Raw genomic sequence first — 25,804 nt, forward strand, 5'->3', positions numbered from 1 at the left:
AACATGAAAAATTTCTTTAAACTATTGCTGATTGCAGCAGTGCTGCTGGCTTTGTCCGGATGTACAAAAAAGATGACAGAGCAGGCAAATCTGAAGATTTACTGTACAAACAGCGAAGGAACAAAACTGGTAGAAGAAAATTATAAGGCTTCCTCTGCCAACCCGGAAGACATGATCCGGGAGATGCTGGATAAGCTAAAGGCTGATCCGTCTCCAATGGAGCATAGAAGTGCTATCCCAAAAGATGTTCATATTGCGGGGTATCTGCTGGAGGGTAAACAGCTGATCTTAACATTTGATGATGCTTATCAGAAAATGAACAATGTAACAGAAGTGCTTATGAGGGCTGCAATAGTGAAAACCCTGGTTCAAATCGAAGGCGTGGATGATGTAGTCTTCAAGATCGGTGACCAGGAACTGATGGACGATACGGGCAATCCTATTGGTCCAATGAATGCAGACACCTTTATCGATACAAAAGGAAAGGGAATCAATTCCTATCAATATGCGTCACTGACATTATATTTTGCAAATGAAGACGGTACCAGGCTGGTAAAAGAGATGCGTAATGTGCATTACTCAACAAACACAACCCTGGAAAAGGTAGTTTTGGAACAGCTGATTGCAGGCCCGGTTAATACAAAGCTTCAGCCCGTTTTACCCGCTAATACGAAAGTGTCGAATGTATTGGCTGATAAGGAAAGCTGTACCATTAATTTTGATGAAAGCTTTAATAAGATTCTTTTAGACAGGGAAATTTTACCGGAGGTCACGATTTATGCCATGGTTAATTCAATCATTGATTCCTGTAAAATTACCAGAGTCCAGATGCAGATAGGTGGAAATGCCGAAGTGCAATACCGGGATAAGATTAGTTTCAAAGTGCCGTTTGAACGCAGCAAAGATATTATCATGCAGGTAGAGGGTACGAAACAAGAGAGTACCGTACCTGACAGCCAGGCAGATACGGATATGACCGGAACAGAAAATGATTCCAGTGTTCATGAACCAACCATGGGGATTGATCCAAATCTGAAGCAGGAAACGGATACCACAAAGGAGAGTGACAAGTGACAAGAAGACCGCTTTGTGTCATTTGTTTTCTGGTGATCGGCTGGCTGCTGGTCAGCGGGAAGTACGGGATGAATGAAAATTCATCCTGGACCTCCCGGCTTTATGACAAAAAAATAACCGTCACAGGCCGGCTTGTGAAACAGGAACAAAGCGCCACATCAAATCAATTATATCTGAAAAACAATTCTATTATTTATCAATCAAAATCTTATAAAATTCCAAAACAAAAACAAATTCTTATATTTACCGACGATGTAACAATGTATAAGGCTGGCAGTTTACTAAAAGTAACCGGGATCTGCCGGGAAATGGAAGAGCCGGGAAACCCGGGACAGTTTGATTTAAAAAAGTACTATGAAATTAAAGGAATCCAGATGGTTCTGAATAAGGGAAAAGTGAATAATACCGGCAGTAAGTATTGGCATATCCGGCAGTTTCTGTGGGATCTGAGACAACGCTTTAAACGGACGTTTCTTCAAGTAGCAGGGGAAGAAAATGCCTCTGTACTGACCGCAATGCTGCTGGGAGAGAAAAAGGAACTGGACCCGGAAGTGAAAAGCTTATATCAAGATAACGGGATCGCTCATATTTTGGCAATTTCCGGTCTGCATATCTCCATGCTGGGAATCGCTTTACACAAACTACTGCGCAAACTGGGGATTTCCTGGTACATATCCGGGGGAGCAGCAGGAATTACGATGTGTGCATACGGCTTGATGACGGGATTTGGCGTTTCCACCACCCGTGCGGTTATTATGTTCCTGATGTACCTGCTGGCGGGGATTCTGGGCAGGACTTATGATATTGTGTCAGCACTTGCTCTGGCTGCGGTAATGATTTTAATAGAGAATCCGCGGTACCTGACAGATGCAGGCTTCTTATTATCTTTTCTGGCAGTACTTGGTGCAGCTGTACTGGCACCTGTGATGCGGGATATATTCTCCTGTAAAAATAAACTGCTGGAATCATTTCTGGTCAGCATGGCGATTCAGCTTACAACGGTTCCCATTGTGTTATACTTTTATTTTGAAATCCCCCTGTATGGAGTAGCTTTAAACCTGATCGTGATCCCGCTGATGAGTCTCGTATTGGGATTTGGCATTGCAGGCGGTATAGCTGGTCTTATTTCTATTCCGGCGGGTATCTTCCTGATCTCCCCCTGTTATTATATATTAGGACTCTATAAATACCTCTGTGTTGCGGTACTGCAGCTGCCATTTGCAAAAGTGATCATTGGAAAACCCCAATTATGGCAGATTATTTTATATTATCTTATTTTACTGGCCTTATGTCTGATTAAACAAAAAAAACAGTATGGAGAGGTTGTAAAGTGGGTATGGGGAACAGCATTTATGTTCTTTCTGATTTCCAGACAGCCCATAACAGGGATGAGAATTACTTTTCTGGATGTGGGGCAGGGGGATGGCATCTGTATCCAGGCGCCCGGAGGAATAAATTGTCTCATTGACGGGGGCAGCAGTGATGTAAAACTGGTAGGGAGTAAAAGGATTGAGCCCTTTCTTAAGAGCCGGGGGATTCAGGAACTGGATTATCTTTTTATCAGCCATATGGATGCCGACCATATAAATGGAATTATGGAACTACTGCAGGCATATGCTTTAAACTTAGCAGGAGATAATGCGTCCGGAGTGTCAATCCGGCATCTGATCTTGCCAAAATTGGCAAAAAAGGATGAAGAATATCTGGAAATTGAAAATTTAGCGAAAAAAAATAAAATAAAGGTTCTATATTTTCAAAAAGGTGATAGAATTTTAAATGGCAGGTTTTCTTTTTCCTGTCTTCATCCTTCTGGGAATGCAAATTCGGAAGACAGAAATGAAAATTCTATGGTATTGCAAATGACCTATAAAAATTTTCGTATATTTCTTGCAGGAGATGTGGAAGGAAAGGGAGAAGAAGAGTTAATGGGATCAAAGGAATTGAAAAGGGCTGATATTTTAAAAGTTGCACACCACGGTTCAAAAAACAGCACACCAGACGCCTTTCTGGATAAAGTTCGTCCCCAGATAGGTATCTTGTCCTATGGAAAAGAAAACCGTTATGGACATCCCCATGAAGAACTTCTGAATCGTCTTCGGATGGCCGGGGTGACTTATTATTCCACCACGGATTATGGAGCCCTGGAAGTGACCAGTGATGGCGAAGAAATGAATATTCACGGGATGAAAAACCCAAAAAAATCAGATAAGTAAAATTTTCAAAGAAAAATAAAGGAAAAAACCATTTTTTGCGGAATATATTTAGTATGAGAATGTTAGAGCGTGTTTGAAAATTCATTTGGAACGAATCACCCAAAAAGTGAGACACACAGCTGCCGGAAAGCAATTTCAAACACGATCTGGAAAAGGAGGAGACAGGTGCTGACGATCAGAGAAAAAGCAGAACTTAGAGAAGAACAGATTTTTAGTCCCTATGCATCTTTGAGTAAGAACTCCAGGGGCCGGGACAGAGATGAACCACAGTGTGATATCCGTCCGGTATACCAGAGAGACCGGGACAGGATTTTGCACTGCAAGTCTTTTCGCAGGCTGAAGCATAAGACACAGGTGTTTTTGACTCCCTTGGGAGACCACTATCGGACCCGCCTGACTCACACGCTGGAGGTTTCCCAGACGGCAAGGACGATTGCACAGGCATTAGGGCTCAATGACAACCTGGCAGAGGCAATTGCCCTGGGACATGACCTGGGACACACTCCTTTCGGACATTCCGGAGAAAGTGCGTTGAATGAAGTCTGCCCGCTGGGATTTGCTCATTTTGAACAGAGTGTGCGGGTAGTGGAGTTACTTGAGAAAAAAGGAAAAGGATTAAACCTTACCTGGGAAGTGCGGGATGGGATTTTAAATCACAGAACCGCCGGTGATCCAAACACACTGGAAGGAAAAGTTGTGCGGCTTTCGGATAAGATTGCTTATATTAATCATGATATTGATGATGCAGAGCGTGCCGGTATCCTTCGGGAAGAAGATATTCCACTGGAGTATCGGGAGATTTTGGGATTTACCATCCGGGAAAGGTTAAATACCCTGATTCATGATATTGTAAGAAACAGTGAGGATAAAGCGGATATCATTATGTCACCTCATATAGAAGAGGCAATGCAGGGGCTTAGGTCCTTTATGTTCAAGCACGTTTACCGCAATCCAAAAGCTAAGGGAGAAGAGGCAAGAGCCAGGAATATGCTGCAGGAATTATACTATTATTATTCCAGGCACCTGGAAATGCTGCCAGGCGAATATCTCGAGCTGATTGAAAAAAGAAATGAAAGAGAAGAGCGGGTTGTGTGCGATTACATAGCTGGTATGACAGACCAGTATTCCATAAATAAGTTTTCGGAGCTTTTTATTCCGAAGTCCTGGCAGGTGTAAGGAGAGTTAAAATGTTTTATTCAGATGACATGATAGAAGAAATAAGGTTAAAAAATGATATCGTTGATGTAATTTCAGGATATGTAAAACTGCAGAGGAAAGGGAGTTCCTATTTCGGACTGTGTCCGTTCCATAATGAAAAGTCTCCCTCCTTTTCAGTAAGCCCGGCAAAACAGATGTATTACTGCTTTGGCTGCGGAGCAGGTGGAAATGTATTTACCTTTGTTATGGAATACGAAAATTACACCTTTCCGGAAGCTGTAAAATTTCTGGCTGACCGCGTAGGTGTGGATCTGCCGGAGCAGGAATATAATGAAGAAATGAAAAAGCAGCAGGATTTAAAAAGCCGTATTCTGGATTTAAATAAAATGGCTGCTAATTACTTTTATTTCCAGCTTCGCCAGGAGTGCGGCAGGCAGGCGATGGATTATCTGAAGGGCAGAGAATTAAGCGATGAGACCATCAAAGGATTTGGCCTTGGATTTGCAAATAAATACAGTGATGATTTATATCTGTATTTGAAAAAGAAAGGGATCTCGGACGAGCTGTTAAGCCAGTCGGGATTGATGAACGTGGATGAGAAACATGGAATGTATGATAAATTCTGGAACCGCGTTATTTTCCCAATAATGGATGTAAATGGAAGGGTGATTGGTTTCGGCGGCCGTGTAATGGGGGATGGAAAGCCTAAATACTTAAATTCACCGGAAACGAAGGTATTTGATAAGAGCCGTAATCTATACGGTTTAAACATTGCCAGAACATCCAGAAAGAAAAATCTCCTGGTCTGCGAGGGCTACATGGATGTAATCTCCATGCACCAGGCAGGATTCAAAAATGCGGTAGCTTCTTTAGGTACGGCGCTGACGACTCAGCATGCGAGCCTTTTAAAGCGGTACACAGAAGAGGTAGTACTAACTTATGACAGTGATGAGGCCGGTCTGAAAGCGGCACTTCGGGCTATTCCGATATTAAAGGCAGCGGGACTTTCAGCAAAAGTGCTGGATATGAAGCCATATAAGGATCCGGATGAATTTATCAAAGCTCTTGGAGCAGAGGCTTTTCAGGATCGAATTGATCATGCAGTAAACAGTTTCTTTTTTGAAATAGATGTGATGCAAAAGGGTTATAATATGGATGACCCGGAAAGCAAAACCGATTTTTATAATCAGGTTGCTAAGAGACTTCTGGAATTCGAGCAGGAACTGGAACGGGAAAATTATATAGAAGCCATTGCCTCCAGGTATCATGTGGGATTTGAAAATCTCAGAAAATTGGTTAACCGTATGGCTATGAAGAGCATTTCAGCACCGGAAGTAAAGCAGAGGCCGAAAAACCGGAATGCGGAAAAGGAAGATGGGATGCTGAAATCCCAAAAACTGCTGCTGACCTGGCTGATCGAAAATCCCGGTTTGTTTGCACAGATAAAACCATACGTAGGACCGGATGATTTTACCACAGAGTTGTATCATACAGTGGCAGGAATGCTGTTTGAACAGTATGAGAACGGTGCTTTAAATCCGGCAAAAATCATTAATCATTTTACAGATCCTGAGCAGCAAAGAGAAACCGCTGCACTTTTTAATACCAGTATCCGCGTTGAGACAAAAGAAGAAATGAATAAAGCACTAAAAGAGACAATCGCAAGAGTGATGAATAATAGCATCGAGTATAAGACCACACATCTGGATCCTACAGATATTGTTGGTCTTCAGCAGATTATCCAGGCAAAGCGAAGGCTTCAGGATATTGAAAAAGTGCATATTTCCCTGGATTGAGGACAGAATAGTAATCAGTACAGCATTGATTAGTAAGCCTGAGATCTCGGTGGAAGCTATGAAAGGAAGGATGCAGGATGGAAGAACAAGTACTGGATTTTACGGAAAAATTAAAAGCTTTATTAGCATACGCCAGAAAAAAGAAAAATGTGTTAGAATATATAGAGGTGCAGGAGTTTTTCAAAGGCACTGACCTCACCGAAGAGCAGTGCGAAAAAATTCTGGACTATTTGGATAATAATGGAGTAGACGTATTGCGTATCTCGGATGACGAAGAAGAACCGTTGATCTTAGATGATGAAGATGAGATCAATCCGGAAGAAATAGACCTGTCCGTTCCGGAAGGAGTGGGAACAGATGATCCCGTCCGTATGTACCTCAAAGAAATCGGTAAGGTACCATTGCTTACTACAGAAGATGAAATCCAGCTTGCCATTCGAAAAGAAGAAGGTGACGAAGCGGCGAAGCATCAGCTGGCGGAGGCTAATCTGCGTCTTGTTGTGAGCATTGCCAAACGCTATGCAGGAAGAGGTATGGCTCTGCTTGATTTGATTCAGGAAGGTAATCTTGGACTGATCAAAGCAGTTGATAAATTTGATTACAGCAAAGGATATAAATTCAGTACCTATGCCACCTGGTGGATTCGTCAGGCGATTACCCGTGCGATTGCCGATCAGGCAAGAACTATCCGTATTCCGGTTCACATGGTGGAGACAATTAATAAAGTGATCCGCACATCCAGGCAGCTTGTCCAGGATCTGGGCAGAGAACCTAAGCCGGAGGAAATAGGTGAAGTGATGCATATGTCACCGGAGCGAGTGAGAGAGATTCTGAAAGTTTCCCAGGAACCGGTCTCTTTGGAAACTCCGGTTGGAGAAGAAGATGACAGCCATCTGGGTGACTTTATCCAGGATGACCATGTTGCGGTTCCGGCAGAAGCAGCTGCATATACTTTGCTCCGGGAGCAGCTGGTAGAAGTTCTGGATACACTGACTGACCGTGAACAAAAGGTATTATCCCTGCGTTTCGGTCTGGTGGACGGAAGAGCAAGAACCCTGGAAGAGGTTGGAAAAGAATTTAATGTCACAAGAGAACGCATTCGTCAGATTGAGGCGAAAGCACTGCGTAAACTGCGTCACCCAAGCCGCAGCCGCAAGCTAAAGGACTATTTGGATTAAGAAAGGAAGTTATCATATGCAGTTATCAAAAAGATTGTTAGCAGTCTCTGAAATGGTAACTTCCAATAGCCGCTTGGCGGATATTGGAACGGACCATGCATACATACCAATTTACCTGGTTGAGAATCAGAGAGTGCCCTATGCAATTGCCATGGATGTAAATAAGGGGCCCTTAAACAGGGCAAAAGAAAATATTGAACTTCATGGACTAAAGGAATACATAGAGACCAGGCTCTCCGACGGAGCAGCGGCACTACGGAATGGGGAAGTGGATTCTGTTGTAATCGCCGGTATGGGCGGAGGCCTGGTAATTAAAATACTGACCGAAGGATCAGAGGTTTTGGAAAGCGTAAAGGAGCTCATTCTGCAGCCACAGTCTGAGCTCGCTTTTGTGCGCCGCTTTTTACAGGAAAACCAATTCGCAGTCATTGAAGAAAATATGGTATTGGATGAAGGAAAATATTATCCCATGATGAAAGCGGTACATGGAAAAATGGATTACAATAGAGAGATTGATTTTAAATATGGCAGGCTCCTCCTGGAGCAGAAAAACGAATGTTTAAAATCCTTTCTGGATAAAGAAGAGAAGACTTATGAAAAAGTATTGGTAACTCTTCGGGGTAACGATGGGGATCACGCAAAACAGCGTTTCGCAGAAGTGGAACAGGAACTGGAGTATATTCGCAGAGCAAAGGAGGATATGGCATGACAGGAACAGAAATCATAGAAAAATTAGAGGAAATTTATCCGACTTCTTATGCAGCACACTGGGACAACCCCGGACTGCAGGTGGGAAGAAGAGAAAAAGAGATTAAAAAAGTGTTTGTAGCATTGGATGCTACGGATGAAGTAATTGAGGCGGCAGTTGTTAAAAAAGCAGATATGCTGATTACCCATCATCCCATGCTTATGTCCGGAATGAAAAAAATTAATACAGATGATTTTATGGGACGAAAAATTATCAGGCTGATACAAAATGATATATCCTGCTTCTCAATGCATACAAATTATGATGTTCTGATGATGGCAGGTTTAAGTGCCGAATACTTAGAATTGCAGGATCCCGCCGTAATGGAAGTGACTTACCGGGGATATGAAGGCAATGCTGTCCGGGAAGAGGGATTTGGCAGGGTTGGAAGATTAAAAAAAGAAATGACCTTAAGAGAAGCCGGCGAGCTGGTCAAACAGGCATTTAGTCTGGATACGGTAAAAATATTCGGTGATTTAGACAAAATTGTCAGTCTGGCGGCAATATCTCCGGGATCCGGTAAAAGTATGATCACTCCGGCACTGTCATCCGGTGCCCAGGTGCTGATTACAGGAGATATCGGACATCATGAAGGCCTGGATGCAGTTTCCCAGGGACTTTCCATTATAGATGCGGGGCATTATGGACTGGAACATATTTTTATTAAACAGATGGCTGAATATCTAAAACAAATTTTCCCACAGCTGGAAGTGGAGCAGGAGTTTGTAAAAAACCCTTTTTATGTCCTTTTTTGATTGAAAGGATATACCGCCTTGTGATAAGATAGGAATACAGAGATAAAACTGGATTTTGAGACAGAAAGAAGGAGAAAAGTGTTATGGATGGTTATGGTTTTTTGTTGGATTTGGCGCTCATTTTATTGAGCACAAAGGTGTTGGGACTGATTACCAGGAGGTATCATATGCCTCAGGTAGTAGGTGCGCTGCTTGCAGGGTTGATAATGGGTCCCGCGATGCTGGGAATTCTGAAAGAAACTGATTTTATTCAGGCTACGGCAGAACTTGGTGTAATTGTGCTGATGTTCTGTGCAGGAATGGAAACAGATATAGAAGAGCTAAAGCGCAGCGGAAAAGCCAGCTTTGTCATAGCAGTGTTGGGGGTAATCGTACCGCTGGCGGGAGGGCTTGCAGTGGGTTATTTCTTTAACCGGCCGGGTGTTATTGAATCAGACGCAAATGCATCCCTGTTATTGCAGAACATATTTATTGGCATTATCCTGACAGCTACCTCAGTGAGTATAACGGTTGAAACATTGAAAGAAATGGGAAAATTAAAAACCCGTTCCGGAAATGCAATTCTGGGGGCAGCAATTATCGATGACATCCTTGGCATTATTGCATTGACAATCGTAACCAGTATGGCGGATACATCTGTAAATGTGATTTATGTTTTATTAAAAATCGTTGCATTTTTCATCGTGGCTCTGATAGCAGGATATCTGTTTTACCTGTTTTATAAAAAGTGGAGTGACCCTTCAGAAAGAGGGCTGCAAAGACATGCAATTGCAGCATTCGTATTCTGCCTGCTGATGTCTTACGCTGCAGAACATTTCTTTGGCGTTGCTGATATCACCGGTGCATTTATTGCAGGTCTTATCATGTCCCGGACAAAACGGGCTCAATATGTGGAAGCCAGATTCAACACCTTATCGTATCTGATGCTTTCCCCCATATTTTTTGCCAGTATTGGAATAAAGGTGGAACTTCCGGCTATGACGGGAGAAATTATAGCATTTTCCGTGATATTGGTTATAGTGGCAATACTGACCAAGATCATTGGATGCGGAATCGGTGCAAAGGTATGTCATTATAAAAATTATCAATGTGCCAGGATCGGTGTCGGGATGATATCCAGAGGTGAGGTTGCACTTATTGTAGCAAATAAAGGTTCCAAACTGGGATTGCTTGGTAAAAGTTTTCTGGGACCCATTGTAGTCGTCGTTGTAATTACAACGATTATTACACCCATTCTGTTAAAGATCATATTTAAAAAAGGGCCGGGACCGGAATTGCCGCTCAGTGATTCTGCATTGGTGGATTCATTCGATAAAGTAATTTAATTCAAAAAAATTCATATAATACATATACAGGGTATTTATACAAGTTTTATTACAGAAAGGGGCAGGGGATAATATGGCTGAACAAATGGCATTAGTAGAGTCAAGAGGAGAAAAGAAGAAGTATCCTTACGGTACCAGTTTCTACAAAATAGCAAAAGATTATCAACATCATTATGAACAGGATATCCTGCTCGTCATGGTAAATGGAAGACTAAGGGAACTTCACAGGGAATTAGAGGAGGATTGCCAGCTTACATTTCTGACGGCAGAGGATAAGATTGGATTTGACGCATACCGCAGAAGTATGATTCTTTTACTTCTAAAGGCAATCTATCATATGGGCGGCCATGCGAATATTAAGAAGGTCTGCGCCCATTATTCGGTAAGCGAAGGTTATTACTTTACCGTGGATGGGAAATTAAAGGTGGATAAAGAATTTCTCCAGCATGTAAAAGCTTATATGTTAAAGCGGGTAGAAGAGGATATTCCCATCACAAAAAGAAATGTCAGCATTGCGGATGCCAAACGCCTGTTCCGGCACTATGGAATGATAGATAAAGAAAAATTATTTAAATACCGTACGGTATCTACAGTTAATCTCTATGATCTGGATGAGTTCGAAGATTATTTCTACGGTTATATGGTATACAGTACCGGGTATCTAAAATATTTTGATATGCATCTCTATGACGAAGGCTTTGTTTTACAGTTTCCAACCCGCAGTCATCCGAGAGTTGTACCGGAATTCCTTCCGGAAACGAAAATCTTCCATGTTCAGAAGGAATCACTGAAGTGGGGGAAAATGCTGGATATTTCTACCGTGGGAGATTTGAATGAACGGATTGTCAATGGAGAGATTAATGAACTCATTCTGATTCAGGAAGCCCTGCAGGAGAAAAAAATGGGCGAAATGGCGGAACAGATTTTGAATAATCCAAGTAAACGTCTGGTGATGATCGCCGGTCCGTCTTCTTCCGGGAAGACTACATTTTCACACAGGCTATCGATTCAGCTGTCGGCACATGGTTTAAAGCCACATCCCATTGCCGTGGATGACTATTTTGTTGACCGGGATAAGACGCCGGTGGATGCAGAGGGCAAACACAATTTTGAATGCCTGGAAGCAATTGATGTGAAACAGTTTAACCAGGATATGAACGCGCTGCTTGCAGGAGAACGAGTAGAGCTGCCTCATTATAATTTCAAAACCGGCAAGCGTGAATATAAAGGAAACTATAAACAGCTGGGTGAAAATGACATTCTGGTTCTGGAAGGAATTCACTGTTTGAATGATCAATTGTCCCACAGCCTGCCAAGGGATAGTAAGTTTAAAATTTATATCAGCGCACTTACCCAGCTTAATATTGATGAACATAACCGAATTCCAACGACCGATGGAAGGCTTTTAAGGCGTATGATCCGGGACGCAAGAACCAGAGGAACCAGTGCAAAAGGAACAATCAGTATGTGGCCATCTGTAAGAAGAGGGGAAGAAAAATATATTTTCCCATTTCAGGAAGAGGCAGATGTGATGTTCAATTCAGCATTAATCTATGAACTGGCAGCACTGAAACTCTATGCGGAGCCGTTATTATTCAGTATCGATCCGGATGAGCCGGAATTTTTGGAAGCAAAACGTCTGTTAAAGTTTTTGGATTATTTTGTGGGGATGCCAAGTGAGAGTATTCCGCATAATTCTATCTTAAGGGAATTTGTGGGTGGAAGCTGTTTTAATGTATAAATGAAATGTCTGCATGTTAATGTATAAATGAAATACCTGCATTGACAAAAATAAAAAGAGATGGTAGAATACCCAAAGTAAGTAGAATAAATGGTCGCGGCTGGCAGACCGAAAGGTGCCAGACGAGGAAAGTCCGGGCTTCACAGGGCAGGGATGCCGGATAACGTCCGGTGGAGGCAACTCTAAGGATAGTGCAACAGAAATGAACCGCCAGTTTTACTGGTAAGGGTGGAAGGGCAGTGTAAGAGACTACCGCCTTTCTGGTAACAGAAGGGGCATATGTAAACCCCATCCGAAGCAAGACCGAACGAAAGCATATGGCGGCCCGTCAGCTTTAGGTAGGTCGCTGGAGCCTTTTGGCGACAAAAGGCCTAGATAGATGACCATTCACGACATAACCCGGCTTATCGTTCTGCTTATATTTAATAATATTTTAGATTGAAATGATTTGGACATAAAACAGCCGCAGGCATATTAATTGCCTGCGGCTGTTTTATGTCCGGAGTTCGTTTTTCGAATACACGTTTTCAAATTAACGTCCGGCATATTTTTCTTCACAATACTTACAGCGGTAAACTTCTTTTTCCGGATCAGTTAATACAAAGACCTGATCCAGACCTTGTTCGATAGAAGTGATACAGCGGGGGTTTTTACATTTAATCACGTTTGTAATTTTTTCCGGAAGGGAAAGTGCTTTTTTGTTTACAATCGTTCCATCTTTGATAATATTAATAGTAATGTTGTGATCTATAAATCCAAGGATGTCCAGATCCAGCAAATCAATGGGACATTCTACTTTAATAATATCTTTTTTTCCCATTTTATTACTGCGGGCATTTTTGATTATTGCTACACAGCAGTCCAGTTTGTCCAGTCTCAGATAGTGATAGATAGACATGCTTTTTCCGGCCTCAATGTGATCCAGTACAAAGCCTTCACTTAATTGTCCTACATTTAACATATTTATACCCATTGCATATTGCAGGCTTGCCTGCAATACTGCCACAATAAAACAGGTTGAAAGAATCACACCGTGGCATCCTTTCTATATCATAATTTTCTTTCAACCTTCTACCCATTGCATATTGCAGGCTTGCCTGCAATACTGCCACAATAAAACAGGTTGAAAGAATCACACCGTGGCATCCTTTCTATATCATAATTTTCTTTCAACCTTCTACCCATTGCATATTGCAGGCTTTCAACCTTCTATCTCCAATAAGGTAAGAATTAATGCCATTCTGACATATACACCATATTGTACCTGTTTGAAATAGGCAGCTCTCGGGTCATCATCTACCTCTACCGAGATTTCATTTACTCTTGGCAGGGGGTGGAGCACCAGCATATCGTCTTTGGCAAGTTCCATTTTCTGTTTGTCCAGAATATAGAAATCTTTCATGCGGACATAGTCTTCTTCATTAAAGAAGCGTTCCCCTTGAACCCTGGTCATATAGAGCAGGTCTAATTCAGGAAGGGCTTCTTCCAGGCGGACTACTTCTTTGTATTCCATATGGTTTTGTTCCAGAACATCTTCACGGATATAATCAGGAACACGCAGTTCATCCGGAGAAATCAGTACAAACCGGATACCGGTATAGCGTACCAGAGCATGAATAAGTGAGTGAACTGTTCTTCCAAACTTTAAGTCCCCGCATAATCCAATCGTCAGGTTGCCAAGGCGTCCTTTTAAAGAACGGATGGTCAAGAGATCGGTCAGTGTCTGGGTCGGATGCTGGTGTCCGCCGTCACCTGCGTTAATAACTGGGATAGAAGATTTCATAGAGGCTACCATAGGAGCACCTTCTTTGGGATGTCTCATAGCGCAGATATCTGCGTAGCAGGAGACCATACGGATTGTATCGGCAACACTTTCGCCCTTGGAAGCTGAGCTGGATGCGGCCGAAGAAAAACCAAGTACATTACCTCCCAGATTCATCATAGCTGCTTCAAAGCTTAATCTGGTTCGGGTACTTGGTTCATAAAATAAAGTTGCCAATTTTTTTCCTTCACATGCATGGGCATATTTCGATGGATTGGCTTCAATATCATTAGCTAAATTCAAAATAGTATTTAATTCCTCCACGCTAAAATCTAAAGGACTCATTAAGTGTTTCATAGTTTTCTCCTTTCGCGCAATGAATATTTGCTTTTAATATCATATAATAGATGGTATTGAATTTCAAGTGCTTTTTTCTATATTACAGCCGGAGTAATTACTTGGTATCAAAATAGATTTGAAATGTAAAAGGAATGGGAGGGAAATGCGGCTTAGACAGGGGAAAAATCTTTTGCAATTATGGGGCGTATGAGATATAATAAAAACAAAAGTTTTGGTATTTATTCAGAAGAAATTTACTATGGAATACTGCCTGTTTCCGGGTTTTGAAGGTAATTGGCGGTGGAGGAGGTAATATATGAAGTTTGTAGAGAAAAAAAGAGTGCTGTTTTTTGGACTGCCATGGACGTTCACAAAATATACGATTACGAATGAGTACATTACAGTGAATTCAGGTTTGCTAAATCATGAGGAGAATGATGCATACATGTATAAGATTGTGGATGTACGGCTGGATACCAGCCTTCTGGAGCGGTTGTTTGGACTTGGTACGGTGCATTGTTATGGGGGAGACGTAACGAATCCTACATTGGCGCTGGTACATATTAAGAATGCAAAACAGATAAAGAATTTTATTCTGGAAGCTTCTGAGGAACAACGAATCAAACGAAGAACATTGAATACCATGGATGTTGCCGGCAGTTTTGACGGGGCACAGGGGAATGTGGACTGTGACTGTGGCGGACAGCATATGGGCTAGAGTGTGTTTGAAAATTCATTCCCGCCATCTGCACGCCCCACTTTGCGGCATATTTGCCCCGGATTCAGGTTACGTAGCCCGCTACGTGCCCTTCATCCGGGACAAATCCCCCGCAAACTGTGACGCACAGCTGCCAGAAAGCAATTTTAAAACACACTCTAGAATATGCTCGAAGACAGGAAAAAGGCTGTTACATCGTTTGTATGCAACAGCCTTTATCGTTTTAAAATTTTTTCATAGAGCAGCCCTGTGGCAAACCACAAGGGAGCGTAGTCCAGTCTGATTACTCCTTTTACATTTAATTTTGCATTGCTGTAATCCCAGGGGCACATACCACGTTTTTTCAGGAAAGCACCGGTTAGAAATTCGGTACCGAATATGGCCATGGTGTAGATAAATCCGCGGAAAATAGCGCTTTTTTTATTTATGCGCTGGTAAATTGGACCGATAAAAGCTGCCATTCCATAGATAGGAAACATCCAGATCGAGGATTTTCCGGTTAATTTCAGTTCTCTGCGCCGGAATGAAAGAAAGCCGGTCCAGAGGATTTCCAGACACCAGCCGCAGATGCCGCATTTAATAAAATTATTCTTCATATGGAGAGTATGCGCCGGATTATCATGTATTATACATTTCGTTCATAATAAATAAAAAATTCAGTCACGCCCTGCTGCAGTGCTTTATGTTCCGGGAAGGATGCCACATGTTTATCATTAGAATCCGTATTATTTTGGCAGTATTGCAGGCTGCCTGCGGTATACAACTTATTAATGCAGTATTGCAGGAGGAACCTGCGATATGCAGGGGGTATAAAGATGAATAAAAAAGAAGTTACGGCTACGGATGTAGCAAAAGCAGCGGGAGTATCCCAGGCTGCTGTTTCTATGATCCTCAATAAGAAATACAATGTTTCTTTTTCCAGAGAGACAATTGAAAGAGTTGAAGAGGCAGCAAGGAATTTAGGATATTCAATGGAAAAGAAATCTGCCAGGCAGCAGTCCAGAATGAAGGGGACAATCTTTGTAGTATGTCCCAATCTAAACAATCCCTATTATGGTATGCTGATTGACGGAATCGAACAGGCAGCTTTAAAAAACCGTTTTGATATATTCGTCTGCCAGACGAACCGGAACCTGCAGACAGAAGAGAAATATTTGAAACGGCTTGAAAAGCTTTGCCCTTCTGGTATTATCTATACCTGTATGCCGGCTTTTCCGGACATGGTCAACCGGATGGCCATGAAAATACCGGTAGTGTTTATCGGTGAAAAAAATAATAAATTATTAGTTGACTCCATAGAACTGGACAGCCGGAAGCCTGGCAGTATGATAGCCAGATATCTGCTGGAGCTTGGGCATCGGAAAGCAGGGTATATTTCGACTGCTGTAAATGAAAAACAGCCCGCCAGACTAAGGCGCAAGGAGGGATTTACAGAAGAATTCGAAAATGCGGGAATAGATCATCAGGTATTTATAAAAGAGCCTGATGAGGCACGAAAAGCCCCCTGTCTGCAAAACATGGATATGGAATTTCAAGTGGGTTACCTGCTGACGTTGGAGCTGATCAGGGAGGTGCCGGATATTACGGCAATCGTAGGGTTAAATGATATGATAGCGCTTGGAATCAGAGATGCTCTTTTGCAGGAGAAATACAGAATACCCAAGGATATTTCGGTTGTAGGCTGTGACAATATACTGGCATCCCAGATGCGTGGAATTGATCTGACGACGGTAGATCATTATGCAGGGAAAAAGGGAGAAGATGCCTGTAACCTTCTGATGCAGAAAATGGAACGCCAGAAGAGAGAAAAAGAGATAATGACAGAACATGTGGTTCACAGAGTGGAATATGAACCGCGTTTGATTATACGTGGGACTTCATCTTATGCTGTTTATAATTTAAAATATTAATAATAGACTTCATTTATAATTTGATACCGCCTTTGACAAAACAGAAAAAGTCGGGTAGAGTAGCAGCATAAGAAAATTTCTCAGGAAAGAAGGAGTCCATTATGAAGATAAAAGACTGGCAGGAATATTTAAACAGTGAAATACCATGCAGCTGCAGCAAAGAACATCGCTGCGATATTGATGAAATACTGATAGAAGCGGGTGCGTTAAGGAAGCTTCCGGGCATTTTATCCCGCTATAACTACCAAAATATCTGCGTCGTATCTGACATTCATACGGAGCAGGTTGCAGGTAAGACAGTCTCCGCTCTATTAAATGAAAATGGATATCAATATACGAAGGTAGTGTTTCCGGAAGATGAATTGATTCCGGATGAAAGGATATTAGGGAGCCTGTTGGTTGATTTGCCGCAGAATTGCGATTTGATCCTGGCAGTAGGCTCCGGAACCATCAATGACCTTTGCAAGTTTATCAGTTACAAATTAAATATTGATTATTTTATTTTGGCAACAGCGCCTTCTATGGATGGATTTGCTTCCAATGTAGCTCCGCTGATTGTAAAAAATCTGAAGACCACATATGAAGTTGGGAAACCAAAAGTAATTATCGGAGATCTGGAGATCTTAAAAGAAGCTCCGATTTCTATGATCGCTGCAGGTGCAGGAGATATTCTGGGCAAGTACGTGTGTTTAACAGACTGGAAACTGGCCCATCTGGTTACCGGAGAATATTACTGCGAGTATGTAGAATCTTTGATCCGCAGTTCCATCGAAGCTGTAGTATCAGCTATTTCAAGAGTCAAAGAGCGGGACGAAGAGGCAATAGGTTCCATTATGGAGGGATTGGTTTTATCCGGTATCGCTATGAGTTATGTGGGGAATTCCCGCCCGGCATCCGGAAGCGAGCACCATTTATCCCATTATTGGGAAATGATGTCATTATTCGGAGGCAGCCATGGGGCACTGCATGGGACAAAAGTAGGAATCGGTACGGTTCTGGGATTAAGAATGTACGAAAAGCTGGGTGAAAAACTGGACAATCTGAAGGAAAAAAGTGCTTCCTTTCATCGGGATGCATGGGATCAGCTGATTCGGGAAGCATACAGGCAGGCAGCACCTCAGGTGATTCTGTTAGAAAATCAGGTACATAAAAATGCGGACGATGCTGTTCACAGCCGTGTAAATGAGCTTGAAAAGCATAAAGAAGAGATCAGAAAAATGATAGCAGCCCTGCCAAAAGCAGATGAAATTGCAGGGATGTTAAAAGAAATGGATGCTCCTTTCCAGCCGGCGCAGATCGGAGTAGATCATAAAACACTAAAAAACAGTGTATTATATGCAAAAGAACTGCGTAACCGTTTTGGACTACTGCAATTTTTGTTTGATACAGGAGAATTAGAAGAAATGTCAGAATTAGCTGTGAGGGAATTTTCATGTCAGAATTAAGTAATAAGAAATTATTTTTATTCGATATCGATGGTACCTTATCCGTCGGTGATACCTTGTTTGACGGGTCCAGGGAACTTTTGGAATATATAGAGAAGATCGGTGGAAGAGCATATTATATTACTAATAATTCCACGAAAAGCAATCGGGATTATGTTGAAAAATTTGCCAAATGGGATCTTAGCACTGAGGGAGAGCAGTTTGTCACGTCGGGATACATGGCAATCCGTTATCTAAAAAGTTATTTTCAAAAACAGAAAATATTTGTACTTGGAACAAAATCTTATATTGCAGAATTACAAAAACAAGGCATTTTGGTAACCGAAGCTGTGGAAGATGACGTGGCATGTGTGCTGGCTGCATATGACAGTGAGTTAAACTATCAAAAATTGGAAAAAGCCTGTGAGCTGCTCTATCGAAAGGAAGTTGCTTATCTTGCCACCAATCCCGATCTTTGCTGCCCGGCACCTTTTGGATTTATACCGGACTGCGGTTCGATCTGTAATATGCTGGAGGCAGCCGTTTACCGCAAACCAAAGTATCTTGGAAAACCAAGCTGTGAAGTAGTCGAACTGTGCCTGGAACGGTCTGGATTTACAAGAGAAGAAACCCTGGTGGTAGGGGACCGGCTGTATACAGATATCGCCTGCGGCATAGAGGGAAAAGCACAGACCTGCCTTCTGCTGACCGGTGAAGCGAAGCGGGAAGATCTGGAAAGTACAATTTATAAGCCGGATTATTGTTTTGAGACAGTCCGGGAATTATTGGAATTTATAGAGCGATCCTGATTCGGTGTATACCAGTGCCTCCCGGCGTAAATACGCCGTGAGGTACTGGAGAGCCCAGACAAAGAAGCGACAAAAAAGCTTCTTTGTCTGGGCTCCTTCTTTATGTATAGATTTTAATCCCTAAAATCCGCACAATTTCATTGAATTTTGCTAAGAAGTATAATATAATAAACAATTAAAGTAAGTAGAATTTTATCATAATGAGCAGATCATTATTTAAAAAATAGATTGGAGAATCATGAACTACGAAGAAGCAAGAGTATATTTAGACAATGCGGCTAAATACGGAAGTGTACTTGGTCTTGACAACATGAAGGAAATGCTCGCAAGGCTTGATAATCCGCAGGATAAATTGAAGTTTATCCATATTTCAGGAACCAATGGCAAAGGCAGTGTACTGGCATATCTGTCAACTGTCCTGAAGGAAGCCGGCTACCGGGTAGGACGTTATATCTCCCCGGCATTGTTCCGGTATCGTGAAAGAATCCAGGTAAATGAGATCTTTATTGAGAAGGATTCCCTGGCAGCCCATGTAGCAGCAATAAAAGCGGCGGCAGATGCAATGGAAGAAGAAGGACTGCCGCATCCTACTTCATTTGAGATTGAAACGGCGTTGTCCTTTTTATATTTCAAAGAAAAAAAGTGTGATATCGTAGTTCTGGAAACAGGACTTGGAGGTTTGGATGATGCAACCAATGTGATTACCACCACGGTTATGGAGGTCATTGCATCAATCAGCATGGATCATATGGGGGTACTTGGCAATACCATCGAAGAGATTGCAGCTAAGAAAGCCGGTATTATAAAGCCGGAAACCCTGGTTGTTACCATGCAGCAGAAGAAAGAAGCCATGCAGGTAGTTCTCGACACTGCTAAGGAGAAGAACTGCAGTGTGATGATTGCTTCGCCGAAAAGGGCAAAAGATATCCATTATGGATATGAAGAGCAATCTTTCACCTATGGTGGATACGACAATCTCAGGATTTCCCTTGCAGGAAGTTATCAGATTGCTAATGCAGTACTTGCAGTGGAAGCGGTAAAGGGGCTGGTACGTTTGGGCTACCAGATAACGGAAGAGGTCCTGCGCAGCGCTTTTTTCCACACGAAATGGCCGGGACGTTTTACCCTGATTCGTAAAGACCCGGTATTTATTATTGATGGAGCGCATAACCGGGATGCGGCTCAGGTTTTAAAAGAATCCATCGAACTGTATTTTCAGAACAAAAAAATATATTATATAATGGGTGTTTTTAAAGATAAAGAATATGATCAAATATTAAAAACAACCGCTCCATTTGCGGAAGCAATTATTACAATCGAAACACCACATAACGACAGAGCGCTGCCGGCACAGGAGCTGGCAATTGCAGCAGCAAAGTACCATAATCATGTGGAAGCAGCAAAAAGCATCCGGGATGCACTGGATAAGAGCCTTTCAATGGCGGGGAAAGACGATGTAATTATTGCCTTTGGTTCCCTTTCTTTTTTAGGAGAGATTACCAGAGAAATGGGAGAAAGTGAGGATTAACTATCATGATAGATCAGAGTAAAATCAAAGAAGGCGTTAGACTTATTTTAGAAGGAATCGGTGAAGATACCACAAGAGAAGGACTGATTGAGACACCGGATCGTATTGCAAGGATGTATACAGAGATCGTAGGCGGAATGGAAGAAGATGCGGCTGAGCATTTAAGCAAACGCTTTCATGTGAAAAATAATGAAATGGTATTGGAAAAAGACATAACATTTTATTCTACCTGTGAGCATCATATGCTTCCGTTTTTCGGAAAAGCACATATTGCATATGTGCCAAATGGTTCTGTAGTAGGGCTTAGCAAAATCGCAAGAACGGTAGAAGTATTTGCAAAGCGCCTGCAGCTGCAGGAACAGCTGACAGCACAGATAGCGGATGCATTTATGGACAATCTGGCTCCCCAGGGAGTAATGGTTATGGTAGAAGCAGAGCATATGTGTATGACTATGCGTGGAATTAAAAAACCGGGTTCGAAAACAGTTACCGTAGTTACCAGAGGAATTTTTAAAGATAACGAAAAACTGCAGAACACATTTTATCAAATGTTAAGGTAGGTTGAAGCAAATGGATCGGGTTAATGAAATATTATTGAACAGAACTTACCGGGAATGTCTGGGGAAAATCCGTGTATGTGAAGCAGACCGGATCTTCTGCAAGCACGATATGGCACATTTTATGGATGTGGCAAGGCTTGCATATATTATAAATCTAAGAGAAGGACTGAATATCAAGGAGGAGCGGATCTATGCGGCCGCTCTTTTACACGATATAGGGAGACATGAACAGTATATAGATGGTACACCGCACCAGGAGGCAAGCGCCAGAATTGCTCCGGCTATTTTACAGGCGTGTGGCTTTGCAAAGGCAGAGAGTGAAGATATTATAAATGCCATTGCCCAGCATAGAAACAGCGAAATAAAAAATGAAAAGAGTCTTGCAGGCATTATCTACAGGGCAGATAAGATGTCCAGAAGCTGCTATGGATGTGAAGCTGAAAAACAGTGCAGCTGGAGTGATGAAAAGAAAAATTTAAAGATTCTTTTATAGTTATAAAAACAGAATATAAAGGTGGTTAGAGACATGATGAGAATAGGCAATCGGGATTTTGATGTAGATAAACATACTTATATTATGGGCATTTTAAATGTAACGCCGGATTCCTTTTCTGATGGAGGAAAATGGAATAATAAGGATGCTGCCCTTAAGCACGCACAGGATATGATAGAAGAGGGTGCAGATATCATTGATATCGGAGGCGAGTCCACGAGACCGGGATATACCCTGCTGACTGATGAAGAAGAAATTGCACGTGTTGTTCCGATGATTCAGGCGATAAAGAGCCGGTTTGACGTTCCGGTATCCATCGATACTTATAAAAGCCGCGTAGCCAGAGCGGCGTTGGAAGCAGGAGCAGATCTGGTAAATGATATCTGGGGCCTGAAATATGATGATGACCTGGCAGGTGTAATTGCAGAATATCAGGCACCCTGCTGCCTGATGCATAACCGCAGAGAAGCGGATTATCAGGATTTTATCAACGATATGCTGCAAGACCTGAGAGAAACAATTTCCATCGCGAAAAAAGCCGGAATAGCAGACAACAAAATCATCTTAGATCCCGGAGTTGGATTTGGAAAGACTTATGAAAATAATCTGGAAGCGATAGACAGGCTGGAGCGCATGCATGAACTTGGCTGCCCGATCCTCCTTGGAACCTCCAGAAAATCAGTGATCGGACTTACCCTGGATCTTCCGGCTTCCGAGCGATTAGAGGGGACACTTGCCACAACGGTAATGGGCGTCATGAAAAAAGCTGCTTTTGTGAGAGTTCATGATATCCGGGCAAATGCAAGAATTATTAAGATGACTGAGGCGATCATTGGACGTGCTTGAATATGATAGAAATTTAAAACATATTCCGGAGAGCGGACATATAAAAACATAAGCTGGAGGAACGGAACGCATGGATAAAATAAAGATTAAAGACCTGGAAATATACTGTCACCACGGTGTGTTTCCAGAGGAAAATACATTAGGACAGAAGTTTATTGTATCGGCAACGCTGTATACGGATACCAGAGAAGCGGGAATGAATGATGATTTAACCAAATCCATACATTATGGTGACGTAAGTCATTTTATTACGGAATTCATGCAGAATCATACATTCAAACTCATTGAAACGGTTGCGGAAAAACTGGCAATGGAATTGTTGATCGAAGTTGCGAATCTAAAAAAGGTTAAGCTCGAGATCAAGAAACCCTGGGCGCCGGTAGGTCTTCCTTTAGATACCGTAGCAGTGGAAATTAAAAGAAGCTGGCACACGGCTTATATTGCCATTGGTTCGAATATGGGAGATAAAAGTTCCTATCTGCAGGGTGCGGTAAAATCCCTGGATGAACTTTATGGCTGCCAGGTAGAAAAGGTATCGGAACTGATTACCACAGCACCTTACGGCGGGGTAGAACAGGATGAATTTTTAAATGGAGCCCTGAAGCTTAAAACACTGTTTACGCCTCAGGAGCTGTTAGAAAAACTTCATGAAATAGAGTTGGAAGCCGGCAGGGAGCGGGTAATACGCTGGGGTCCCAGAACGCTGGATCTGGATATACTTTTGTATGATGATATCATCTTAGATACGGAAGATCTGCACATTCCTCATATTGAAATGCATTTGAGAGACTTTGTACTGGAACCTATGGTTCAGATTGCACCATATAAGAGACATCCGCTGCTAAAGAAAACAATGGAACAGTTAAAGGGAGAATTAAATGACTGATTTAACAGAATTAAGAGATGAGATTGACCGTATTGACAAGGAAATGGTTGCTTTATTCGAAAAAAGAATGAGCATCAGCGGCCAGGTTGCAGAATATAAAATTGATACCGGAAAGAAAGTATTTGATAAAGCAAGAGAAGCATCCAAAATTGAAGCAGTTACCAATATGACTCACAATGATTTTAATAAACATGGTGTGGAAGAATTGTTTCAGCAGATTATGGCTATGAGCAGAAAACTGCAGTATCAGCTGCTGGCACAAAAAGGTGCAGTAGGAAGACTGCCGTTTATTGAAGTGGATGAAATCCAAAAAGAGAATATAAGAGTTGTTTTCCAGGGGGTGGAAGGTGCATACAGCCATGCGGCAATGAAAGAGTATTTCGGAGATAAAGTAAATGCTTTCCATGTGGAAACCTGGAAGGATGCCATGGAAGCCATCGCAGAGGGCTCAGCAGATTATGCGGTGCTTCCCATCGAGAATTCTACAGCCGGAATCGTGAACGATATGTATGATTTATTGGTTGATTTTGAAAATTATATTGTGGCAGAGCAGGTGATCCGCTGTGAACATAAGCTTCTGGCTGTTCCCGGTACTAATCTGGATGAGGTGAAAACCGTATATTCCCATCCGCAGGGGCTGATGCAGTGCAAGCAGTTCTTAGACCAGCACAGAGGCTGGAAACAGGTGCCTTTAGATAATACGGCAGTAGCTGCAAAGAAAGTATCAAATGACCGGGATAAAACCCAGGTGGCCATAGCCAGTGCCTTTGCAGGAGAATTTTTTGACCTTCAGGATATGGGTGTTCAGGTATGTTATAACGAAGTCAATTCCACCAGATTTATTATTGCCACTAACCAGAGAATTTTCAGAAAAGATGCAGACAAGGTCAGTATCTGTTTTGAAGTGCCTCATAAGAGCGGTTCGTTATATAACATGCTTTCTCATTTTATATACAATAATCTGAACATGAGCAAAATTGAATCAAGACCCATACCGGGCAAAAACTGGGAGTACCGGTTCTTTATCGATTTCGAAGGAAATCTCAGTGACAGTGCAGTAAAAAATGCACTGCGTGGTATTCGGGAAGAAGCAATCAATATGAAGATATTAGGTAATTATTAGAGAACGTTTGAAAATTGCATATATCAGTATGTGCGATTCCGTCAGTAAAACGGGGAGTGTATGCTGAATTAATAGATAGTCGAAAAGGCATCAGAGAAAGGCAGTCAAAATGGCAGGAATAAATGAATTAATTGTATACAGAAACTTTGAACAGGGACAGGTGCTGGAGGATATGACCTGGATTATGGGACATTTGTATAATGAATATTATAATGTAGAAGATATCCGGGCTTTATTTTATGACTGCATACACGGTCTGGTAGAGCTGGCGGGCAGCTATGGCTTTTCGAAAAATCTATGGCATAACTACCTTACCTTTCTGCTGGTGAATAATGAAAACACCTTTAGCACTGCCTGTGAAATTGTGGGGCCGGTAGATGGCAGCATCAATGCATTAGTGCGTCATGATTTTGAAATCTTAAAAGAACTATTTGATTATGATTTCGAACCGGTAGAAAAGTTTCTTCAGGTGAATTGTTTTAGTTTTGTAAGTAATTATCAGAACATTAATGAAAACAGCAAAATGTTTAACAAGAGAATTCGTGACCGTATCTGCGACCTGAGTGTGAAACTTGGGAACGCCGGAAGCATCGATGAATTTATGGAGGATATGACGACGTTTTACAAAGACTTCGGTGTGGGAAAGCTGGGCCTCCACAAAGCATTCCGTGTGGCGCATGAAGAAGACGGTGTACATATTGTACCAATTACAAATATCGCACATGTACATCTCGATGACCTGGTGGGATATGAGATAGCCAAAAAGAAACTGATCGATAATACAGAGGCTTTTGTTCAGGGCAGAAAAGCCAATAACTGTCTGCTATTTGGAGATGCAGGTACCGGTAAATCTTCCAGCATCAAAGGTATTTTAAATCAGTACTATGATCAGGGACTTCGCATTATTGAAATTTATAAGCACCAGTTCCAGGATTTAAATGAAGTAATTGCTCAAATTAAGAATCGAAATTATAAGTTCATCATATATATGGATGATTTATCTTTTGAAGAATTTGAAATCGAATATAAATATCTGAAAGCTGTGATAGAGGGGGGACTTGAGAAAAAGCCGGATAATATACTGATCTATGCTACCTCAAACCGCAGGCATCTGGTTCGTGAACAATTCAGTGATAAAGAGGGCCGCAGAGATGACCTTCATTCATCTGATACGGTACAGGAGAAGCTGTCCTTAGTATACCGGTTTGGAGTTAAGATTTTCTTCTGTGCTCCGGATAAAAAAGAATTCCAGAAGATCGTCAGAACTCTGGCAGAACGGTATAACATAAAAATGGAGGAAGAGGAGCTGCTGCTGGAAGCAAATAAATGGGAACTGCAGCACGGCGGACTGTCAGGCCGTACGGCACAGCAGTTTATCGATTATTTATTAGGTAAAATACAGGAGTAAACACAAACTA

24 protein-coding genes and 1 other RNA gene are annotated in these 25,804 nt (G+C 42.0%); 22 read left to right on the forward strand and 3 right to left on the reverse strand.

Features of this window, described 5'->3' with window-relative positions; all coding sequences use genetic code 11:
• Positions 1-3 precede the first annotated feature (3 nt).
• From QR40_RS15165 to rnpB, 10 genes are all read left to right on the forward strand, one after another.
• Complete coding sequence (locus QR40_RS15165; protein WP_052430879.1) at positions 4-1,074, forward strand: GerMN domain-containing protein; 1,071 nt, start codon at positions 4-6, stop codon at positions 1,072-1,074.
• Complete coding sequence (locus QR40_RS15170) at positions 1,071-3,287, forward strand: DNA internalization-related competence protein ComEC/Rec2 (protein ID WP_052430880.1); 2,217 nt, start codon at positions 1,071-1,073, stop codon at positions 3,285-3,287. The genes QR40_RS15165 and QR40_RS15170 overlap by 4 nt, the downstream gene beginning before the upstream one ends.
• A gap of 168 nt (positions 3,288-3,455) precedes the next feature.
• Positions 3,456-4,463, forward strand: a complete 1,008-nt coding sequence (locus QR40_RS15175) for a deoxyguanosinetriphosphate triphosphohydrolase (protein WP_027294342.1) — start codon at positions 3,456-3,458, stop codon at positions 4,461-4,463.
• 11 nt (positions 4,464-4,474) lie between these two features.
• On the forward strand, positions 4,475-6,241 hold the full coding sequence (dnaG, locus tag QR40_RS15180; protein ID WP_027294341.1) for a DNA primase: 1,767 nt from the start codon (positions 4,475-4,477) through the stop codon (positions 6,239-6,241).
• Positions 6,242-6,318: 77 nt separating this feature from the next.
• Complete coding sequence (rpoD, locus tag QR40_RS15185) at positions 6,319-7,419, forward strand: RNA polymerase sigma factor RpoD (RefSeq protein WP_027294340.1); 1,101 nt, start codon at positions 6,319-6,321, stop codon at positions 7,417-7,419.
• Between the two features lie 16 nt (positions 7,420-7,435).
• Positions 7,436-8,128 (forward strand): tRNA (adenine(22)-N(1))-methyltransferase, encoded by a 693-nt coding sequence (locus QR40_RS15190; protein ID WP_044295909.1) that lies wholly within the window; start codon positions 7,436-7,438, stop codon positions 8,126-8,128.
• The gene (locus QR40_RS15195; RefSeq protein ID WP_044295910.1) at positions 8,125-8,922 is read left to right on the forward strand and encodes a Nif3-like dinuclear metal center hexameric protein; all 798 of its coding nucleotides are present in this window, start codon (positions 8,125-8,127) and stop codon (positions 8,920-8,922) included. Before QR40_RS15190 ends, QR40_RS15195 begins: the two co-directional genes overlap by 4 nt.
• An 83-nt stretch (positions 8,923-9,005) precedes the next feature.
• Positions 9,006-10,247: a cation:proton antiporter gene (locus QR40_RS15200; RefSeq protein ID WP_027294337.1), complete on the forward strand. Its 1,242-nt coding sequence runs from the start codon at positions 9,006-9,008 to the stop codon at positions 10,245-10,247.
• Positions 10,248-10,320: 73 nt separating this feature from the next.
• Positions 10,321-11,988 (forward strand): nucleoside kinase, encoded by a 1,668-nt coding sequence (locus QR40_RS15205; RefSeq protein WP_200889758.1) that lies wholly within the window; start codon positions 10,321-10,323, stop codon positions 11,986-11,988.
• Between the two features lie 78 nt (positions 11,989-12,066).
• An RNA gene (gene rnpB, locus QR40_RS29960) (RNase P RNA component class A) lies at positions 12,067-12,411 on the forward strand.
• Positions 12,412-12,520: 109 nt separating this feature from the next.
• Here rnpB and QR40_RS15210 read toward each other — a convergent pair.
• A complete protein-coding gene (locus QR40_RS15210) occupies positions 12,521-12,949 on the reverse strand; it encodes an aspartate carbamoyltransferase regulatory subunit (RefSeq protein WP_044290011.1) in 429 nt (142 codons plus the stop codon).
• Positions 12,950-13,189: 240 nt separating this feature from the next.
• Positions 13,190-14,107 carry an aspartate carbamoyltransferase gene (gene pyrB / locus QR40_RS15215; protein WP_027294334.1) on the reverse strand — a complete coding sequence of 306 codons (918 nt, stop codon included), beginning with the start codon at positions 14,105-14,107 and terminating at the stop codon, positions 13,190-13,192.
• A 298-nt stretch (positions 14,108-14,405) separates the two neighbouring features.
• Between pyrB and QR40_RS15220 the strand changes: the two genes are divergently transcribed.
• Together QR40_RS15220 and QR40_RS33250 are read left to right on the forward strand one after the other, a co-directional pair.
• A complete protein-coding gene (locus QR40_RS15220) occupies positions 14,406-14,807 on the forward strand; it encodes a PH domain-containing protein (RefSeq protein ID WP_027294333.1) in 402 nt (133 codons plus the stop codon).
• Complete coding sequence (locus QR40_RS33250) at positions 14,770-15,090, forward strand: DUF6783 domain-containing protein (protein WP_416389849.1); 321 nt, start codon at positions 14,770-14,772, stop codon at positions 15,088-15,090. Before QR40_RS15220 ends, QR40_RS33250 begins: the two co-directional genes overlap by 38 nt.
• On the opposite strand, the gene QR40_RS15225 is transcribed toward QR40_RS33250, so the two are convergent.
• A complete protein-coding gene (locus QR40_RS15225) occupies positions 15,023-15,403 on the reverse strand; it encodes a putative ABC transporter permease (RefSeq protein ID WP_027294332.1) in 381 nt (126 codons plus the stop codon). The two genes, QR40_RS33250 and QR40_RS15225, sit on opposite strands and share 68 nt — an antisense overlap.
• Before the next feature lie 219 nt (positions 15,404-15,622).
• On the opposite strand from QR40_RS15225, the gene QR40_RS15230 reads away from it, so the two are divergent.
• The 10 genes from QR40_RS15230 (at position 15,623) to QR40_RS15275 (ending at position 25,794) form a co-directional block, all read left to right on the forward strand.
• Positions 15,623-16,717 carry a LacI family DNA-binding transcriptional regulator gene (locus QR40_RS15230; RefSeq protein ID WP_044295911.1) on the forward strand — a complete coding sequence of 365 codons (1,095 nt, stop codon included), beginning with the start codon at positions 15,623-15,625 and terminating at the stop codon, positions 16,715-16,717.
• 101 nt (positions 16,718-16,818) lie between these two features.
• Positions 16,819-18,162 carry a sn-glycerol-1-phosphate dehydrogenase gene (locus tag QR40_RS15235; RefSeq protein WP_044295912.1) on the forward strand — a complete coding sequence of 448 codons (1,344 nt, stop codon included), beginning with the start codon at positions 16,819-16,821 and terminating at the stop codon, positions 18,160-18,162.
• A complete protein-coding gene (locus QR40_RS15240; RefSeq protein ID WP_044295913.1) occupies positions 18,150-18,950 on the forward strand; it encodes an HAD-IIA family hydrolase in 801 nt (266 codons plus the stop codon). The genes QR40_RS15235 and QR40_RS15240 overlap by 13 nt, the downstream gene beginning before the upstream one ends.
• Positions 18,951-19,188: 238 nt before the next feature.
• On the forward strand, positions 19,189-20,478 hold the full coding sequence (locus QR40_RS15245) for a bifunctional folylpolyglutamate synthase/dihydrofolate synthase (RefSeq protein WP_027294328.1): 1,290 nt from the start codon (positions 19,189-19,191) through the stop codon (positions 20,476-20,478).
• Between the two features lie 5 nt (positions 20,479-20,483).
• Positions 20,484-21,038 carry a GTP cyclohydrolase I FolE gene (gene folE / locus QR40_RS15250; RefSeq protein ID WP_027294327.1) on the forward strand — a complete coding sequence of 185 codons (555 nt, stop codon included), beginning with the start codon at positions 20,484-20,486 and terminating at the stop codon, positions 21,036-21,038.
• Positions 21,039-21,048: 10 nt separating this feature from the next.
• Complete coding sequence (locus QR40_RS15255; protein ID WP_027294326.1) at positions 21,049-21,531, forward strand: HD domain-containing protein; 483 nt, start codon at positions 21,049-21,051, stop codon at positions 21,529-21,531.
• A 36-nt stretch (positions 21,532-21,567) separates the two neighbouring features.
• On the forward strand, positions 21,568-22,377 hold the full coding sequence (gene folP / locus QR40_RS15260; protein WP_044296061.1) for a dihydropteroate synthase: 810 nt from the start codon (positions 21,568-21,570) through the stop codon (positions 22,375-22,377).
• 70 nt (positions 22,378-22,447) lie between these two features.
• Positions 22,448-23,263, forward strand: coding sequence for a 2-amino-4-hydroxy-6-hydroxymethyldihydropteridine diphosphokinase (gene folK / locus QR40_RS15265; RefSeq protein WP_027294324.1), 816 nt, complete (start codon positions 22,448-22,450; stop codon positions 23,261-23,263).
• Positions 23,256-24,386 carry a bifunctional chorismate mutase/prephenate dehydratase gene (locus tag QR40_RS15270; protein ID WP_027294323.1) on the forward strand — a complete coding sequence of 377 codons (1,131 nt, stop codon included), beginning with the start codon at positions 23,256-23,258 and terminating at the stop codon, positions 24,384-24,386. The genes folK and QR40_RS15270 overlap by 8 nt, the downstream gene beginning before the upstream one ends.
• A 109-nt stretch (positions 24,387-24,495) precedes the next feature.
• A complete protein-coding gene (locus QR40_RS15275) occupies positions 24,496-25,794 on the forward strand; it encodes an ATP-binding protein (RefSeq protein ID WP_027294322.1) in 1,299 nt (432 codons plus the stop codon).
• Positions 25,795-25,804 lie beyond the last annotated feature (10 nt).

Origin of the sequence: Robinsoniella peoriensis, from assembly GCF_000797495.1 — a bacterium.
GTDB lineage: Bacteria > Bacillota > Clostridia > Lachnospirales > Lachnospiraceae > Robinsoniella > Robinsoniella peoriensis.

Excerpts from the sequence above, each read along its gene's own strand:
- QR40_RS15165 (WP_052430879.1), top strand. The coding sequence starts at position 4 with ATGAAAAATTTCTTTAAACTATTGCTGATTGCAGCAGTGCTGCTGGCT.
- dnaG (WP_027294341.1), top strand. The coding sequence starts at position 4,475 with ATGTTTTATTCAGATGACATGATAGAAGAAATAAGGTTAAAAAATGAT.
- rpoD (WP_027294340.1), top strand. The coding sequence starts at position 6,319 with ATGGAAGAACAAGTACTGGATTTTACGGAAAAATTAAAAGCTTTATTA.
- QR40_RS15190 (WP_044295909.1), top strand. The coding sequence starts at position 7,436 with ATGCAGTTATCAAAAAGATTGTTAGCAGTCTCTGAAATGGTAACTTCC.
- QR40_RS15195 (WP_044295910.1), top strand. The coding sequence starts at position 8,125 with ATGACAGGAACAGAAATCATAGAAAAATTAGAGGAAATTTATCCGACT.
- QR40_RS15200 (WP_027294337.1), top strand. The coding sequence starts at position 9,006 with ATGGATGGTTATGGTTTTTTGTTGGATTTGGCGCTCATTTTATTGAGC.
- QR40_RS15205 (WP_200889758.1), top strand. The coding sequence starts at position 10,321 with ATGGCTGAACAAATGGCATTAGTAGAGTCAAGAGGAGAAAAGAAGAAG.
- QR40_RS15210 (WP_044290011.1), bottom strand. The coding sequence starts at position 12,949 with ATGTTAAATGTAGGACAATTAAGTGAAGGCTTTGTACTGGATCACATT.
- pyrB (WP_027294334.1), bottom strand. The coding sequence starts at position 14,107 with ATGAAACACTTAATGAGTCCTTTAGATTTTAGCGTGGAGGAATTAAAT.
- QR40_RS15220 (WP_027294333.1), top strand. The coding sequence starts at position 14,406 with ATGAAGTTTGTAGAGAAAAAAAGAGTGCTGTTTTTTGGACTGCCATGG.
- QR40_RS33250 (WP_416389849.1), top strand. The coding sequence starts at position 14,770 with ATGTGGACTGTGACTGTGGCGGACAGCATATGGGCTAGAGTGTGTTTG.
- QR40_RS15225 (WP_027294332.1), bottom strand. The coding sequence starts at position 15,403 with ATGAAGAATAATTTTATTAAATGCGGCATCTGCGGCTGGTGTCTGGAA.
- QR40_RS15230 (WP_044295911.1), top strand. The coding sequence starts at position 15,623 with ATGAATAAAAAAGAAGTTACGGCTACGGATGTAGCAAAAGCAGCGGGA.
- QR40_RS15235 (WP_044295912.1), top strand. The coding sequence starts at position 16,819 with ATGAAGATAAAAGACTGGCAGGAATATTTAAACAGTGAAATACCATGC.
- QR40_RS15240 (WP_044295913.1), top strand. The coding sequence starts at position 18,150 with ATGTCAGAATTAAGTAATAAGAAATTATTTTTATTCGATATCGATGGT.
- QR40_RS15245 (WP_027294328.1), top strand. The coding sequence starts at position 19,189 with ATGAACTACGAAGAAGCAAGAGTATATTTAGACAATGCGGCTAAATAC.
- folE (WP_027294327.1), top strand. The coding sequence starts at position 20,484 with ATGATAGATCAGAGTAAAATCAAAGAAGGCGTTAGACTTATTTTAGAA.
- QR40_RS15255 (WP_027294326.1), top strand. The coding sequence starts at position 21,049 with ATGGATCGGGTTAATGAAATATTATTGAACAGAACTTACCGGGAATGT.
- folP (WP_044296061.1), top strand. The coding sequence starts at position 21,568 with ATGAGAATAGGCAATCGGGATTTTGATGTAGATAAACATACTTATATT.
- folK (WP_027294324.1), top strand. The coding sequence starts at position 22,448 with ATGGATAAAATAAAGATTAAAGACCTGGAAATATACTGTCACCACGGT.
- QR40_RS15270 (WP_027294323.1), top strand. The coding sequence starts at position 23,256 with ATGACTGATTTAACAGAATTAAGAGATGAGATTGACCGTATTGACAAG.
- QR40_RS15275 (WP_027294322.1), top strand. The coding sequence starts at position 24,496 with ATGGCAGGAATAAATGAATTAATTGTATACAGAAACTTTGAACAGGGA.